A 15,722-nucleotide genomic window follows, 5' to 3' on the forward strand; every position below is an offset into this window, starting at 1 on the left:
AATATGGCGTTGATGCGCAGGCAGTCCCTGGTCAAGTTCGACGCGCCCTTGTGCGAGACCATCGTCGACACGCCGAAGCCGCAAGGACGCGAAGTGCTGGTGCGCATCGAGCGCTGCGGTCTCTGCCATTCCGACCTGCACATCCAGGACGGCTATGCCGATCTCGGCGGCGGCAAGAAGCTCGACACCACGCGCGGCATGACGCTGCCCTTCACGCTCGGCCACGAGATCGCGGGCATCGTCGACGAAGTCGGTCCCGACGTGCCCGCCGGCCTCGTCGGCACCAAGAAGGCGGTGTTTCCCTGGATCGGCTGCGGCCAGTGCCGCGACTGCGCCAATGGCGACGAGAATCTCTGCGCCAAGCAGCGCTTCCTCGGCGTCTCCATCGACGGCGGCTTCGCCACCCATGTGCTGGTGCCTGACGCAAAATACCTGCTCGACTACGATCCCCTGCCGGTCAACCAGGCCGCGACCCTGATGTGCTCGGGCGTCACCGCCTACGGCGCGCTCAAGCGCCTGGTCGACCGTCCGCGCCAGCGCAATTTGCTGCTGATCGGCCTCGGCGGCGTCGGCATGATGGGCCTGTCGTTCGCGCAGGCCATGTTCAAGCAGCCGATCACTGTCGCCGACCTCTCACCGGCCGCGCGCGAGACCGCGCTGAAGAACGGCGCGGCCGTCGCCTACGATCCGTCCGAGCCCGACGTGATCAAGCGCATCCTGAAAGAAACCGAGGGCGGCTTCGACGAGGTCGTCGATTTCGCCGGCAACGAGAAGTCGATGGCGTTTGCGGTCGCGGTCGCCGCGCGCGGCGGCAAGGTCGTGGTCTCCGGCCTGATGGGCGGCCAGTTCACGCTGCCGATGGTGCAATGGGTCTACAAGCGCCTGACCGTCGAAGGCTTCATGGTCGGAACGCTCGCGGAAGGCCGTGAGCTGATGGCGCTCGCCCGCGCCGGCAAGATCAAGCCGACGCCGATGCGCGAGGAGCCGATGGGCGACGTGCAGAAATGGATCGACGAGCTTCGCGCCGGCAAGGTCGTCGGCCGCATTGTGCTGAAGAACTAGGATGCGAGGAACCTGAGCCTCCCTGCGGCGAGATCAAAGGTCTCGCCGCGGAACGCCGACGCCCGCGCTGCGTTGGCAGCACATGTCCATCCGCTGCACTGTCGAGAGCGCATTCTTCATTGCCTGGAGCTGCCTGGAGCAGAGCGGCGAGCTCGGCGCGCCGGACGAGACTGCGAACTTTCTTCTCGACTTCATTGAAGCTCAGCTCAGGACCGGCGAACGCCGGCAGCTGCTGCTCGCGAACCGGGCGATCGACGCCTGGCGCGCGCACGTGGCCAGGAGCCGGCCGCAGGACGTGCGCTTCGGGTGACCGACGGCACAACGTCGCCCTCTCCCACGCAGCCATCGCTTTCCACTGGCCGCTCCAGGGTTTTGCCGGATTCCGATAGTGATTTCGTCATGCCTCACTCGACCGGGACTTGCCGCCGCGAAAACCACAACTTGCATCGGCCCGTGAATGGCCGTTCAATGGCGGTTTAGGCCGACGCCGCGTTATTTTTTGGTTTTCTGAATGCGAACTTTTCTCATCATCTTCGGCATCTGGCTGCTGATCAACGTGCTGTTCGTCGTCATCATGATGCCGCCGCGCAAGCCGCGGAAGCCGAATCATTCGCGCTCATCGGCCGGCCTCGCACCGGCAGCCATCGAGCCGAACGCCTATCCTTTCGATGAGGACGAGAAGGTCTCGCTTCGCCACACCATCATTGCCATTGCGATGGGCGCGCTGTTCTCGCTGACGCCGCCGCTGCTCCAGGCGGTCGACGACATCAAGCGGCTGGTCAACAAGTACCGCAAGCCCAGCCAGCCGCCCGAAGCCGAAAACGGCGAAGGATCGCTGGAGACGGTGTCCGAAGACCTCCGCACGCGCGAGGAGCGCACGACGGCCGGCGAATCCTCGTCCGATGATCGGAACGCGCCGAAGCGCTAGCGCCTAGATTCTCTTCGCAGATTCCACTTCGCGCGCGACATTGGAACGTCGCGCGCCGCCAGCGCGTTGGCTCTCCATCAAGGCGACGACCGGGTCGGAGCCGATGACAAGAGCAGGCGCCGCCTGCTCCGAAGATCACGCAAAACACCGGTAGCGGGCGCGTGGGACAAACGATCACGCATGTGGGATCGAAAAGATCGGGGGATCGAAAAGAGGAGAAACGAGTTGACCAATCTGGGCAAGTGGTACGATCCCATCTCCGAGCGCTGGATCGCGCCGCGCGAACCGCGCCAGGAGACAACATCGTCCCAGGTGAGCGAGAACCACGTCCTCGAGCTTGAGAGGACCGTCGAGGTCAAACGCATCTGGCGCGCACTGGTCGATTGCTGCGCACGCGACTGATCTCTCCGCGCACGTCGAAACCGGAACCTCCAGTCATCAATGCCGGTGTCATTTGCATGAGCGATCCCGCATTCCCCGCACGGCCGGTCGCAGCTGCGATACGCTATCTGTCGATCATCGTCGGTTGCGCCTGCCTGCTTCTCGCCGCCATCTGCTTCGCCATCGCGGCACAGGTCTTCATTCAGACCGGTGTGTTTGCGCAATCCTACGCGATGGTGGGTCTCGTGAGCACCGTGCTGGGGTTTCTGGCGCTGATGCTGGCGCGGGTGTGGAAGTAGGCACTTGCGATATTCAGTAGGATGGGTTGAGCCCTTGCGAAACCCATCACTCACCTAGGCTTCCGCCCGGGACAAAGTTGCGGGGCATCGACGGGGTCGCGGCTTGCCGTATCACGATGCCGCCTTCTCTCCGTCATTGCGAGCGCAGCGAAGCAATCCAGACTGCCGCTGCGGAAAGATTCTGGATTGCTTCGCTGCGCTCGCAATGACGATGTGGCAAGAGCCTGCCCAAAGCCTCGCCCCCTCGCGAGGCGTTGGGCAAAACACCCGTCAATCCCTCCTCGCAAAAATATTCCACTTTCCCGAATTTCGGATTTGTGGCATACACCCATCATCCTGGCCCTGCCAAAGGGGCGTTCGCGACCGTCACGAGATGCGGGCCGGATGGCGGTGGACGCGGCAGCGCCGGCGCGATCGGTGTGATGACAGGGCGGGCGACCGTGAGTCTCACGCGACGCGGTACGACACGGTGCAGTTACAGCGGTTGTGTTGGTCATCTTGGGTGAGCACGCGCCAGCCTCTGATGATCGGCAAAGCCGTCCGCGGACGGAGAAGTCGTGTGGTCCTGACGCCCGGGGTCTGTGCGTCAAGGCTTGCAGTGATCTGGCGGCCCGACCGGGTGCGCGCATCAGTCATCTGCAAGGCGACGGGGGCAATAGTGCATCGCTCCCCGGGGAGAGCACGAAGGACACCGTTAAAACCATCCGCGCAGGGAAGGCCGAGCGACCGGCATCACCTGTGATCCACCCCGTGTGCATCTTCCGTAGCGCACGGATCTGCGGGTGCCGGCCGGCGCCCGGCCTTCCCTGCGCCCTTTGGCATCCAACGGGCGGCAAGCGACAGCAAGGCTCGGGCAGGAGTTGCCGCGAGAACGCGATGCCATGGGAACTGCAATGCGAGGGGTTCCTATCGCCACCTTCCGCTTCTCGGGAACCTGGACCTCAGCCAAGCAATAACGCGGCCGAAAAAGGTCGGCGGCGCGGCGGAACGAACGCGCGCCGAGCCCAATTCAGGCCACATCCTCTCCGGATTTGCGGCTCATTGCCACCCAACTCTTTGACGAGAAAGGGATGGTTAAGAGTTGCGTAATGCGTAACCGGGAGACCAGGATGGGCAACCGAACCGCGAAATTCGTATCTGCGCTTGTTGGCAGCATCATTGCCGGCGCACCACTCGCTGCCGTGTCGCAGAACGCGCCCACCGCATCGAGCACCGCCGGTAGCGCGAGCGACTGCCTCGCCTCGCCGAAGGGTTCCGCGCCGCAGGGGCAGCACTGGCACTATCGCGTCGAGCGCGGCACCAAGCGGCAATGCTGGTATCTGCGTGCCGAAGGCGGCAAGGACAGCGCGAAGCTCGTGCAGACTGCGCAGGCCACAAGCGATACGCCGTTGGCAGAGTCGCCGGCGCCGCAGCAACATCCGGTTCAGGACGCACGCGCCGAATATCCGACGCCCCGGAGCGCTGCGGCCGTCAAGACGCCGGCCCTGGCTGCACAAGCCGCAACCGCGACACCGCCGCAACAATCCTCCGACCAGACGGCGGACGGCAACGCGCAGCAACCCGCCAGCGCCGCCCCCTGGCCCGATGTCTCCGCAGCATCTACCCCGCCTGCGCCGGAGCCGGCACCGACCGCGGTTGCCGCCGCGCAGCCGAGCGCAAAGCCATCAAAATCCTCGCCCTCCATGGCACTTGCCGCGGCAGACAGCAGCGTCGACAAGCCGACGGGCTCGCTCCAGATGCTGCTGCTCGTCATCGGCGGCGCGCTGGCGCTCGCCGGCATCCTCGCCAGCGTCATCTACCGCTTCGCCGGCGGGCGCTTCCGCGCCCAGGCGAACGAACACCGCCGCGTGCATTGGGACGATCGGGAGCACCGAAATCAGGATCGCGCGCCCTGGCTCAAGGAGATGCCGGCCACGCCGCGCGCGCGGCAGCCGCGCCCGGTCGACTTCGATGCCGTGCGTCCGCAGGCCGTGCAACTTGCCGCGATCGATCGCGGGATCGACGCGATCGAAGCGCACGAGCCGCCGGCCGTTACTGAGGCCGCGCAGCGCGATGCGGACGAGATCCCGGTGTTCGACAGGGAGTTCGAGATCGAGACCCGTGCGCCCCGATTGGCTGCGAACGAGGCCGATAACGCTGCCGCCGAAAAACATGATGACCGCAATCAGGATGCGGTCGACATCGACATCATCACGACGATGCTGGAACGGCTGCTGAAGGAAGGGCCGCGACTGTCGGAGCCTAGCCCTGAAGCTGAGCTTGCAGCCCTCGCACAAAGCCGACGAGGCCCGTCCGCCGCTCGCGCTTGAGCCGTTCGGCCTTCAGGATCGACTGCACCTCGGCGAAGGCCTCGTCAACATTGTGGTTGATGACGATGTAGTCGTACTCGGCCCAGTGGCTCATCTCGTGGCTGGCGCGGCTCATGCGCTTGCGGATCACCTCGTCGGAATCCTGCGCGCGCGAATGCAACCGCTTCTCGAGGTCGGCCGCCGAGGGTGGCAGGATGAAGACGCTGACGACGTCCGCACGCGCCTTCTCGCGCAGCTGCTGCGTGCCCTGCCAGTCGATGTCGAACAGCACGTCCTGCCCCGACGACAGCGCCGCCTCGACCGGTGCGCGCGGCGTGCCGTAGCTGTTGTCGAACACCGTCGCCCATTCCAGCAGTTCGTCGGCCTTCACCATCGCGTCGAACCTGGCCTTGTCGACGAACAGATAGTCGCGCCCATCGACCTCGCCCGGCCGCATCGCGCGCGTGGTCGCGGATACCGACATTCGCAGGCCCGGCATCTGCTTGATCAGGAGACGCGACAGTGTCGTCTTGCCCGCGCCCGACGGCGAGGACAGCACGAACATCAAGCCGCGCCGCTCGACACCGTCAGTTCCGTGACCGCCCGTCGTCATCGATCACTCCAGATTCTGGACCTGCTCGCGGAACTGCTCGACCACGTTCTTCATGGCGAGTCCCGTATTGGTCAGCTCGATGTCGTTCGACTTCGAGCAGCAGGTGTTGACCTCGCGGTGAAACTCCTGCGCCAGGAAGTCGAGCTTGCGCCCGATCGGGCCGCCCTTGCCGATCAGCTCGCGCGCCTGCGCGACATGCGAGGCGATGCGGTCGAGCTCCTCGCGGATGTCGGCCCTGGTCGCGATCAGGATCGCCTCCTGCATCAGGCGGTCGGAATCGAAACGGTCGGAGGTGTCGAGCAGGGTTGCAATCTGCTCGGCGAGCCTCGCCTTGATCGCCTCGGGCTTGCGGCCGGGCGCGCCTTCCGCCTTCTTCGCCAGCGTCTCGATCTCGTCGACCCGCTGGGTCAGGATCTGGCCGAGCGAGGTCCCCTCGCGCTTGCGCATCGCGACGAGCTCGTCGAGCGCCTTGTCGAAGGCCTCCGCGGCAGCGGCACGGGCCGCCTTGTCCTCCTCCTCGTCGCCCTCGGGCTCGGCGACCTCGACCACGCCCTTGATGGCGAGCAGGCCGTCGATGCTCGGCGCCACGGCATCGACCTTGCCGGAGATCAGCGCGGCGGCCTTCAGCACCGCATTGAGCACGTCCTCGTTGATGCGGACCGTGGCGGCCGCATTGGTGCGCTTGACGGTGAGATTGGCGTAGACCGTGCCGCGCGAGAGCAGCTCGCCGGCGCGCTTCTTGGCATGGGCCTCGAGCTCATCGAACCCCTGCGGCAGCCTCACCCTGAGGTCAAAGCCCTTGGCGTTGACCGACTTCAATTCCCATTCGAACGTGTACGACCCGCTCGCGCCGTGGCTTCGGGCAAAGCCGGTCATGGACGACAGCGCCATCAGGTCAGATTCTCCGGAACGAAAGGATTCGCGAGGCATCAAGCCACGCGAATCTTAAGACTATTTTGCAGGAAAGTGGAATCCGCAAAGTCCCGTAGGCAGGTCTGCGCTGCCTAACGTTGGACCACCGGCGGCGAGGACTGCACCGCGCCCTGCCGGGCCGGTGCGGGATTGGCTGGATTGGCCGGGCGCGTCGCCGGCGGCCTCTTCTGCTGATTGGGACGGGGGGTGGTCGCGGTGGGCGCATCGGCGGCGCCGGGCGCGGCGGCCGCCGGGGGCTGCGCGTCCTCGGCCGGCTCAACCGTGTCGTTCTGGATCTGCTTCTCCATCGCGCGCAGCTTGGCGACGTTCTTCTGGTGCGCGTCGTAGGTCTCGGTGAAGGCATGCCCGCCGGTGCCATCGGCGACGAAATAGAGGTCGCGGGTGCGGGCCGGGTTGGCGGCGGCTTCCAGCGAGGCGCGGCCGGGATTGGAGATCGGGCCCGGCGGCAGGCCGTCGATCACATAGGTGTTGTAGGGCGAAGGCTGCGTGATTTCGCTGCGCTTGATCGGACGTCCGAGCGTGCCCTTGCCGCCGACGAGGCCATAGATGATGGTCGGATCGGACTGCAGCTTGATCTTCTGCCTCAGGCGATTGACGAACACCGCGGCAACGCGGCTGCGCTCGTCCGGCTTGCCGGTCTCCTTCTCGACGATCGAGGCCAGCGTCACCAGCTGCTCGGGAGTCTTGACCGGAACATCCTGATTGCGGCGTTCCCAGATCTCCGCCAGCACGCGCTTGTGCGCCTGTTGCATGCGCTGGATCACCTGCTCGCGCGTGGTGCCGCGCGGAAATTTGTACGTCTCGGGCAGCAGCGTACCCTCGCGCGGCAGCTCGCGCACGCTGCCGGTGAAGATGTCGTTGTCGGACAGCCGCGCCACGATCTGCTCGGAGGTCAGGCCTTCCGGTATCGTGACCGCATGCTGCACCACCTTGCCCTCGACGATGGTGGCGATGACGTCGCGCAGCGATGCGTTCTTCTGGAACGAATACTCACCCGGCTTGAGGTCCGAGCTCGCCTTCAGCGCGGCGACGCTGGCGATGAACACCCACGGATTGACGTCGGTCACGCCTTCCTTGTTCAACGTCTCGGCGATGTCGCGCTTGCCGGCACGCTGCGGGATGTTGACGATCTTGTCTTCCCTCAGCGGCCCGGGTGCTTCCAGCACCTGCCGGCCGTAATAATACACGCCGCCGGCGCCGAGCATGGCGATCAGCAGGAGGGTGATGATGGCATTGCCGACGACCACGAAGGGGTTGCGCGCGCGCTCCGATCGCTTCGGCGGCGGCGGAACCTGTTCGGGCTCGAGCGCTGCCCGCGGGCTCCGGGGCGAAATGGGCGGCCTTTCACTCATCGAAGCAACCTGAATCCTGCCGGTTCAATCGCGGCCTGACAATCGCTTGCCCAGCCAAATGCACGCGCCCACTTCTATGACTATCGCCGAATACGGCAAAACGGTGGATTTGTTTCAAACGCAAACTAGCTGGCCAAGCGCCGGACGATCACCGACGCATTGGTGCCGCCAAAACCGAAAGAGTTCGACAGCGCGACATTAACTTCGCGCTTCTTCGCCTTATGCGGCACGAGATCGATCGCAGTCTCGACCGACGGATTGTCCAGGTTGATGGTCGGCGGCACGACATTATCGCGAATCGCGAGAATGGCGAAGATCGCCTCGATCGCGCCGGCAGCGCCGAGGAGATGGCCGGTCGACGACTTGGTCGAGGACATCGCAACCCTGGAGGCGGCATTGCCGAGCAGACGCTCGACCGCGCCGAGCTCGATCTCGTCGCCAAGTGGCGTCGAGGTGCCGTGCGCGTTGATATAGTCGAGATCGGACGGCGTCAGGCCGGCTCGCTTCAGCGCCGCCGACATGCTGCGGAAACCGCCATCGCCATCGGGCGACGGCGACGTGATGTGATAGGCATCGCCCGACAGACCATAGCCGATCACTTCGGCGTAGATCCTGGCGCCGCGACGTTGCGCGTGTTCGAGTTCCTCGAGCACCAGAACGCCGGCACCCTCGCCCATGACAAAACCGTCGCGGTCCTTGTCGTAGGGACGCGAGGCCTTCTCCGGTGTCTCGTTGAAGCCGGTCGAGAGCGCGCGCGCGGCATTGAAGCCGGCAATGCCGATGCGGCTGATCGGCGATTCGGCGCCACCGGCGACCATGACGTCGGCATCGCCGAGCGCGATCAGGCGGGCGGCATCACCCACCGCATGCGCACCGGTCGAGCAGGCCGTGACCACCGAATGGTTCGGTCCCTTCAGCCCGTGTGCGATCGAAACGTAGCCGGAGGCGAGATTGATCAGGCGGCCCGGGATGAAGAACGGCGACACCCGGCGCGGTCCGCGTTCCTTCAGGAGGATCGCGGTGTCGGCGATACCGTTGAGGCCGCCAATGCCCGATCCGATCATGGTGCCGGTCGCGCACTTGTCCTCTTCGGATTCGGGATGCCAGTTGGCATCATCGAGCGCCTGGCCTGCGGCGGCCATGGCGAAGACGATGAAGTCGTCGACCTTGCGCTGGTCCTTCGGCTCCATCCATTTGTCAGGATTGAAGCTGTCGTTGGAGCCGTCGCCGCGCAGGACAGTGCAGGCGTATTTGGTCTGCAGATCGGAGACATCGAAGCTCTCGATCGCTCGCGCACCGCTCTCACCGTTGAGGATACGTTTCCAGGTTGGCTCGACGCCGCAGCCGAGTGGCGACACCATGCCGAGACCAGTGACGACAACCCGCCTCATATCCGAAAACTCCGCATCGAAAGATTCACGGCCAATAACAAGAAACCGGCTGGCCGCTGCGAAGCGGCCCGTCCGGTTTCAACTGTTGTCCCCGCGAAAATGAAGAGCCTTAGCTCTTCGCGTTCTTCTCGAGAAACTTCGTGGCGTCGCCGACGGTGAGAATCGTTTCCGCAGCGTCGTCTGGAATCTCGCAACCGAATTCTTCTTCGAACGCCATCACCAGCTCGACGGTGTCCAGACTGTCGGCGCCGAGGTCGTCGATGAAGCTCGCAGCGTCGACAACCTTCTCGGGTTCAACACCAAGGTGTTCGACCACGATCTTCTTAACCCGCTCGCCAATGTCACTCATTGCTTAACCTCGTGTTGTTCCCTGTAGACCCGACCCCCCGGGACGATACGAGCCGTCGTGGTCGTGTTACTTGCCTTTGCTTACGAACTTTAGATTTGGCCCCATCTCAACCGATGCAGGGCCCGGCGAACGACGGCCAAGGCTCCGCATCGCCAATATACAGGGTTTCAAAAACCTGCAATGGCGTTCTTTGCCCATCCGTTGAAGGTCCGGTTATCATACTTCAATAGCCTTGACTACAAGCCTCATTTCGCTCCGGAAACGGCCGTTTGCCGCATCCTGGGCCGCCCATGTGGGCGGTGCGGAACGAGGGCTTCAGATCATGGCCATGCCGCCGTTGACGTGGATGGTCTGGCCGGTGACGTAGGCTGCTTCGTTCGAACTCAGGTAGACGGCGGCCGCCGCAATGTCCTCGGGCGTCCCCAGACGGGCAGCCGGAACCTTGGTCAGGATCGTCTCGCGCTGCTTGTCGTTCAGCGCATCCGTCATCGGCGTCTTGATGAAGCCGGGCGCGATGCAGTTCGCGGTGACGCCGCGCTTGGCGTATTCGGCACCGAGAGTCTTGATCATGCCGATCAGGCCCGCCTTCGATGCAGTATAATTGCCCTGCCCGGGATTGCCGGTGACGCCGACCACCGAGGTGATCGCGATGATGCGGCCGAAGCGCTTGCGCATCATCAATTTGGTGGCGGCGCGCGCCAGGCGGAAGGTCGCGGTCAGATTGACGTTGATGACCTCCTCCCAGTCCTCGTCGCGAAGCTGCACGAAGAGGTTGTCGCGCGTGATGCCGGCATTGGCGACGAGAATGTCGACCTGCCCCATCGCCGCTTCCGCGGCGGGCACCAGCGCCTCAACCTCGTCGGCCTTGGAGAGATTGCAGGGCAGCACGTGAGCGCGTTCGCCGAGCTTGCCGGCAAGCTCGTCCAGCACCTCCTTGCGCGTTCCTGAGATCGCAACGGTGGCGCCCTGCGCATGCAGCGCCTGCGCGATCGCGCCGCCGATGCCACCGGTCGCGCCGGTGACGAGCGCCTTTTTGCCAGTCAGATCGAACATCGATAAACTCCTTCAGGCCTGCTTCGCAGCGGCCAATGCATCCTTGGCGGCGGCAATGTCGTTCGGTCCGCCCACGGCGACGCCGACGGCACCGTCGGCGATACGCTTGACGAGTCCCGTCAGCACCTTGCCCGCGCCGATCTCGAAGAAACGGGTCACGCCCTGCCCTGCCATATAGGCAACCGACTCGCGCCAGCGCACCGTGCCGGTGACCTGCTCGACCAGGCGGCGGCGAATCTCGTCCGGATCGGTGATGGCGCTCGCCAGCACGTTCGACACCAGCGGCGCGCCCGGCGCCTTGATCGTGACCTTCGCGAGCGCCTCGGCCATCGCGTCGGCGGCAGGCTGCATCAATTTGCAATGGAACGGCGCGGACACCGGCAGCAGCATGGCGCGCTTGGCGCCCTTGGTCTTGGCGATCTCGACGGCGCGATCGACCGCCGCCTTGTCGCCGGAGACCACCACCTGCCCGCCGCCATTGTCATTGGCGGCCTGGCAGACCTGGCCCTGCGCCGCCTCCCCCGCGACCTCCATGGCGGCCTCGTAGTCGAGGCCGAGCAGCGCGGCCATCGCACCGGCGCCGACCGGCACGGCTTTTTGCATTGCGAGACCGCGGGTGCGAAGCAACCGCGCGGTGTCCGAGATGGTCAGGCTGCCGGCCGCGGCCAGCGCCGAATATTCGCCGAGCGAGTGGCCGGCGACGAAGGCGGCGTCCCGCCCCACGGAAAAACCGGCTTCACTTTCCAGCACGCGCAGCGTGGCGATAGAAACCGCCATCAGCGCCGGCTGGGCGTTCTCGGTGAGCTGGAGGGTCTCGGCCGGGCCATCCCAGATGGTGGCCGTCAGCTTCTCCCCAAGCGCGGCATCGACCTCGTCGAACACGGCGCGTGCCGCCGGAAAGGCGTCGGCCAGGGCCTTGCCCATACCGACGGCCTGGGACCCCTGCCCCGGAAATGTGAATGCTGCCGTCATCGGCGCTCCCCTGGATCGCTTGAGCCGTTGTATCGAGAGCCGGCAGCCGACTACGTCCGGCCCAAGCCTTGGTTCCCGATCATGCTCCAAAGGGGGCCGTAGACACCGTCCGAGGCTGGAATGTCAAGCCAAGAAGGGAAGTTCGACGGGCATTCAACCGCGAAGGCGGTCCCTCAAAACCCGCCCGCCTTCTGATCGGCACCGACCTCGGCACCGGCCCGCGCCCGCCGCGCGCTGCTCGCCAATTGCCCCGGCCGGTCGTCGCGGTTCGGCTTGGCCGTCGCGAGCCGCAGCACGGCGGCATAGTTCGGTTGCACCTCCATGCGCCCGGCATGGCGGCTCTCGCTGAGCAGCCGATGCACCTTCGGCAAATTATAGCAGGGCACATAGAACAACAGATGATGCTCGAGGTGGTAGTTCACGTAATACGGCGCGATGAACAGCCGCTCGAGAAAATTGGCATGCGTGGTGCGGGTGTTGCGCAGCGGATCGCTGCTATCGGGCACGACGGCATGCTCGGCGATGTTGCGGATGCGGGTGATGACCATCATCCAGGTGAGCAGCGGCACCAGCCATAGCAGCGGATAGGCCCACCACACGCCGGCCGCCGCGAGGCCAGCGAACATCACGGCATTGACGATGCATTGCGGACCGAGCTTGTCCCAGAAATGCGAAAGACGCTGCGGCCACGGCCAGACCTTCGGGCCAAGCGCGTTGAGCAGTTGCGCCTTGCGCTGCTGGTAGCCAGTCTGGCCCGTGATGTCGCGAATGAACTTGCGGCGGTAGCTCAACTGCGTGATCGGAAACGGCGCGGACAACACGAGATCGGGATCGTCCTCCTGCTGGGTGCGCGCGTGATGCTGCAGATGATAGCGGCGATAGGCGCGCGTCTCTGCGAAGATGGGATAGGCGCAGAACCATTGGCTCAGCGTCAGATTGGTGTTCTCGTCGGCGGACAGGCAACCGTGGGCGCCATCATGCATGAGGATCGCAAGGCCCAGCTGGCGCGAGCCGATGATGGCAACGGCGAGGATATAGGTCAGCGGATTGGGCCACCACGCGACCAGCGCGATCGCGCCGATGATCAGCGCCCAGGCGTGCACGATGAGCGCGACGCCCTTCCAGGTCACGCGCTGGCGCACGTCGGCCAGTTGATCGTCGGTCAGGAAATCACGGGCACGCATGCGAAGCGCGGTCATGGCCTAGCTCTCCTCGTCCGAAGGGGTCGATGCGTCGCGGTCGTCGACGAGGCGCAGCCGCGCGGCCTCGCCGGTAGACTTCGCCTGCTCACCAAGCACGCGCAGCATCTCGGCACAGAGCTCGTCCGGCGAGCGGCCCATGGCGTAGCCTTCGAGAATGACGCCGATCGCGACGGCCCAGAACCGCCGCGAGCTTTCGTCGGGCGCGCGTAAGGAGCGCCAGCCGTGGCGTGCCACCTGGCTCGCATAGGCCCGCGCGCCCTCGGTGTGCAGGCGCTCGATGGTGCGCTCGACCAGCGGCGCCAGATCCTGGCGCCGACGTGTCAGGGTGAGCGCCTCCGCGAAGAAGGCGACCGAATCACTCGCCGTCACCGTTTTCGCCAGCGCATGGGTGTACTCGCGCGGCGTGCGCGCCTTCAGCGCAGCCTGCTCGGTCGCACGGGCCAGGTACAGGAGGTCGCGGCAGGCGCATTCGACGAACAGCGCCTCCTTGGTGCGGAAATAATAGGTGATCTGGCTCGGGAATGCGTTCGCGGCGGCCGCGATGTCGGTGATCGAGGCGCCCGACAATCCCCGCTCCCGGAACAGCGGGCTTGCCGCATCCAGCAGCAGTGAACGCATCTTGCGGCCGGCCGAACGGGTGGCACGCGCCGCATGCTTGGGATCGCCAGCCGCCTCAAACGGCTCATGGACCGACTTTTCTGCCATGGGGCTCTCTCATTCTAGTTATTTGTACGCTATACAAACAAATAGATCAAGCCGAGTGTGGTAAAAGAGGACCGCCCCCGGTCCGGCACCGGCGACCCGGGCCGAAACCTGGCCCCGAACCTTGCAAAGCCGGCCAAAATCCGTATAAGGCGCGCATCCGCAGACCCCGGCCGGGAGCTGAACGGACGGTCTCAGCAAATCATTCGTGATTTTGGTGTGGCAGGGCCAGTCGGCCCGTCGTCCCGTGTTTCCGCCTTCTGAGCTTCATCCCAGAGTCCTTTCCGAAGGCCTCTTAAGGGCTTGACGCCGGGCGATGGGCCAACATGAGGAAAGGACCACCATGGCTCTCTACGAGCATGTTTTTCTCGCGCGTCAGGACGCGAGCCCGCAGCAGGTCGAAGAGCTGACTGCGCAGATGACCGGCATCGTCGAGGGTCTCGGCGGCAAGGTCACCAAGACCGAGAACTGGGGTGTACGCTCCCTCACCTACCGCATGAACAAGAACCGCAAGGCGCACTTCGTGCTGCTCAACATCGACGCGCCGTCCGCGGCGATCGCCGAAATCGAGCGCCAGGAGCGCATCAGCGAAGACGTGATCCGCTATCTCAGCGTCCGCGTCGAGGAGCTCGAGGAAGGCCCGTCCGCGATGATGCGCAAGGCCGACCGTGATCGCGAGCGTGACGACCGTGGCGGCGGCTTCCGCGGCGAGCGTGAAGGCGGCTTCCGTGGTGACCGCGAGGGTGGTTTCCGTGGCGGCGATCGCGACGGTGGCTTCCGCGGTGATCGCGGTCCGCGTCGTCCGCGCGAAGAAGCTGAAACCACGACGGATGGGGAGTAAGATCAATGGCTGAAGCTGGTGCACGCCGTCCGTTTTTCCGTCGTCGCAAGAGCTGCCCCTTCACGGGCGCCAATGCTCCGAAGATCGACTACAAGGACTCCAAGCTCTTGATGCGCTACGTGTCCGAGCGCGGCAAGATCGTGCCGAGCCGCATCACTGCGGTGTCCGCGAAGAAGCAGCGTGAGCTCGCCCGCGCCATCAAGCGCGCGCGGTTCCTGGGCCTGCTGCCCTACGTCATTCGCTAAGACGAATTCGACCGGCGGCGTCATCGCCGCCGGTCGCGCTACCTAGTTTCATAAGGCTTCCGGGGCGTCCGGTTGCCGATGGTTGGGGCGAAACGCCTCTAACCGCTCGAAGGGAGCGGGACAGCTGATGATGGCCTTTGGACTGATAGCCCTGATCGCCGGCGCTGCGTCGGCCCTGATGTTCGCCTCGATCGTCTCGGGCGCGCTGATCTCGCTCGTCCTGTTCTATCTCGCACCGCTGCCTCTGATGGTCGCCTCGATCGGCTGGGGACCGCTCTGCGCGAGCCTTGGCGGCATCACGGCTGCAATCGGCCTCGGCGCCCTGTTCGGCCTGCCCTACTGCATCGCTTTCGCCGTCACCGTCGCGCTGCCGGCCTGGTGGCTCGGGCATCTCGTTCTGCTCAGCCGGCAGATCGGCCCCGTCGCGCCAGACGCTTCCGCCACCGAGCCGCCGGCCGAGCCCGAGCTCGAGTGGTATCCGGTTGGACGTCTGCTGCTGTGGATCGCCGGCTTCGCCACGCTGACCACGATCGCGGCCCTGCTCACGCTCGGCACCGACGCCGAGACCATCACCGGCACATTGCAGCGCGGCCTGATGCGCATCCTCCGCACCACTGATCCGCAGACCTCCGCCGAAGCCAGCCAGTTCGTCGACGCGCTGGTGCGCATCGCGCCGGCCGCGGCGACCATCGTCGCGATGATGACGCTCACCCTCAACCTCTGGCTCAGCGCCAAGGTGACGGCGACATCGGGCCGGCTGCGCCGTCCCTGGCCGGATCTGAAGACCGCCGAGTTGCCGCCGATGACGCTGGTGGCGCTCTGCATCGCGCTCGCCTTCTGCTTCACCGGCGGGCTGCTCGCGATCGTCGCGCAGATCGCCACGGCGGCGCTGATGATGGGCTATGCGCTCACCGGCTTTGCCGTGCTGCATACGCTGACGCTGGCGCTGAAGAGCCGCACCTTCTGGCTCGGCTCGACCTATGCCGTCGTGGTCGTGTTCGGGTGGCCCGTCATCGCGATGGTGATCCTCGGTCTTGCGGACGCCGTGTTCGGCTTCCGCGAGCGCTTCCTGCGCAACCGGCAACCGCCGCCGCTGCCAACCCCTTAAGTC

General features: G+C 65.3%; 18 protein-coding genes. 9 read left to right on the top strand and 9 right to left on the bottom strand.

The annotated features are described in order from the left end of the window. Positions 1 to 3: 3 nt before the first annotated feature. The 6 genes from N2603_RS25280 (at position 4) to N2603_RS25305 (ending at position 4,979) form a co-directional block, all read left to right on the top strand. Positions 4 to 1,062 (top strand): alcohol dehydrogenase, encoded by a 1,059-nt coding sequence (locus N2603_RS25280; protein WP_260384273.1) that lies wholly within the window; start codon positions 4 to 6, stop codon positions 1,060 to 1,062. A gap of 82 nt (positions 1,063 to 1,144) precedes the next feature. Then, a complete protein-coding gene (locus N2603_RS25285; RefSeq protein ID WP_018645383.1) occupies positions 1,145 to 1,372 on the top strand; it encodes a hypothetical protein in 228 nt (75 codons plus the stop codon). Positions 1,373 to 1,573: 201 nt separating this feature from the next. Beyond that, complete coding sequence (locus N2603_RS25290; protein WP_018645380.1) at positions 1,574 to 1,990, top strand: hypothetical protein; 417 nt, start codon at positions 1,574 to 1,576, stop codon at positions 1,988 to 1,990. Between the two features lie 225 nt (positions 1,991 to 2,215). Continuing rightward, positions 2,216 to 2,392 (top strand): hypothetical protein, encoded by a 177-nt coding sequence (locus N2603_RS25295; protein WP_018645378.1) that lies wholly within the window; start codon positions 2,216 to 2,218, stop codon positions 2,390 to 2,392. Positions 2,393 to 2,448: 56 nt separating this feature from the next. Then, positions 2,449 to 2,670: a hypothetical protein gene (locus N2603_RS25300; protein ID WP_260384274.1), complete on the top strand. Its 222-nt coding sequence runs from the start codon at positions 2,449 to 2,451 to the stop codon at positions 2,668 to 2,670. A 1,109-nt stretch (positions 2,671 to 3,779) separates the two neighbouring features. Then, positions 3,780 to 4,979, top strand: coding sequence for a hypothetical protein (locus N2603_RS25305; RefSeq protein WP_260384275.1), 1,200 nt, complete (start codon positions 3,780 to 3,782; stop codon positions 4,977 to 4,979). Here the strand turns inward: N2603_RS25305 and gmk are convergent. The 9 genes from gmk to N2603_RS25350 form a co-directional block, all read right to left on the bottom strand. Beyond that, positions 4,912 to 5,571: a guanylate kinase gene (gene gmk / locus N2603_RS25310; RefSeq protein ID WP_260384276.1), complete on the bottom strand. Its 660-nt coding sequence runs from the start codon at positions 5,569 to 5,571 to the stop codon at positions 4,912 to 4,914. The two genes, N2603_RS25305 and gmk, sit on opposite strands and share 68 nt — an antisense overlap. Positions 5,572 to 5,574: 3 nt before the next feature. Then, positions 5,575 to 6,462, bottom strand: coding sequence for a YicC/YloC family endoribonuclease (locus N2603_RS25315; RefSeq protein ID WP_260384277.1), 888 nt, complete (start codon positions 6,460 to 6,462; stop codon positions 5,575 to 5,577). Positions 6,463 to 6,575: 113 nt separating this feature from the next. Then, on the bottom strand, positions 6,576 to 7,856 hold the full coding sequence (gene mltG, locus N2603_RS25320; RefSeq protein ID WP_260384278.1) for an endolytic transglycosylase MltG: 1,281 nt from the start codon (positions 7,854 to 7,856) through the stop codon (positions 6,576 to 6,578). Positions 7,857 to 7,981: 125 nt separating this feature from the next. After that, positions 7,982 to 9,247: a beta-ketoacyl-ACP synthase II gene (gene fabF, locus N2603_RS25325; RefSeq protein WP_018645371.1), complete on the bottom strand. Its 1,266-nt coding sequence runs from the start codon at positions 9,245 to 9,247 to the stop codon at positions 7,982 to 7,984. Positions 9,248 to 9,356: 109 nt separating this feature from the next. After that, positions 9,357 to 9,596, bottom strand: coding sequence for an acyl carrier protein (locus N2603_RS25330; RefSeq protein ID WP_008130699.1), 240 nt, complete (start codon positions 9,594 to 9,596; stop codon positions 9,357 to 9,359). A 315-nt stretch (positions 9,597 to 9,911) separates the two neighbouring features. Continuing rightward, entirely contained in the window at positions 9,912 to 10,649 is a 738-nt protein-coding gene (fabG, locus tag N2603_RS25335) for a 3-oxoacyl-[acyl-carrier-protein] reductase (protein WP_018645369.1), read from the bottom strand. A gap of 12 nt (positions 10,650 to 10,661) precedes the next feature. Continuing rightward, positions 10,662 to 11,621, bottom strand: coding sequence for an ACP S-malonyltransferase (gene fabD / locus N2603_RS25340; RefSeq protein ID WP_018645366.1), 960 nt, complete (start codon positions 11,619 to 11,621; stop codon positions 10,662 to 10,664). A 173-nt stretch (positions 11,622 to 11,794) separates the two neighbouring features. Next, a complete protein-coding gene (locus N2603_RS25345) occupies positions 11,795 to 12,820 on the bottom strand; it encodes a fatty acid desaturase family protein (protein WP_260384279.1) in 1,026 nt (341 codons plus the stop codon). Between the two features lie 3 nt (positions 12,821 to 12,823). Beyond that, positions 12,824 to 13,528 carry a TetR/AcrR family transcriptional regulator C-terminal domain-containing protein gene (locus tag N2603_RS25350; RefSeq protein WP_260384280.1) on the bottom strand — a complete coding sequence of 235 codons (705 nt, stop codon included), beginning with the start codon at positions 13,526 to 13,528 and terminating at the stop codon, positions 12,824 to 12,826. Positions 13,529 to 13,868: 340 nt separating this feature from the next. Between N2603_RS25350 and rpsF the strand changes: the two genes are divergently transcribed. The 3 genes from rpsF to N2603_RS25365 all read left to right on the top strand — a co-directional run bounded on the left by rpsF (position 13,869) and on the right by N2603_RS25365 (position 15,719). After that, positions 13,869 to 14,366 carry a 30S ribosomal protein S6 gene (rpsF, locus tag N2603_RS25355; RefSeq protein ID WP_020607995.1) on the top strand — a complete coding sequence of 166 codons (498 nt, stop codon included), beginning with the start codon at positions 13,869 to 13,871 and terminating at the stop codon, positions 14,364 to 14,366. A gap of 5 nt (positions 14,367 to 14,371) precedes the next feature. After that, positions 14,372 to 14,611, top strand: coding sequence for a 30S ribosomal protein S18 (rpsR, locus tag N2603_RS25360; protein WP_007592020.1), 240 nt, complete (start codon positions 14,372 to 14,374; stop codon positions 14,609 to 14,611). Between the two features lie 127 nt (positions 14,612 to 14,738). Next, on the top strand, positions 14,739 to 15,719 hold the full coding sequence (locus N2603_RS25365) for a YybS family protein (RefSeq protein ID WP_260384281.1): 981 nt from the start codon (positions 14,739 to 14,741) through the stop codon (positions 15,717 to 15,719). Positions 15,720 to 15,722 lie beyond the last annotated feature (3 nt).

It is taken from the genome of Bradyrhizobium huanghuaihaiense (assembly GCF_025200885.1).
Lineage (GTDB): Bacteria > Pseudomonadota > Alphaproteobacteria > Rhizobiales > Xanthobacteraceae > Bradyrhizobium > Bradyrhizobium huanghuaihaiense.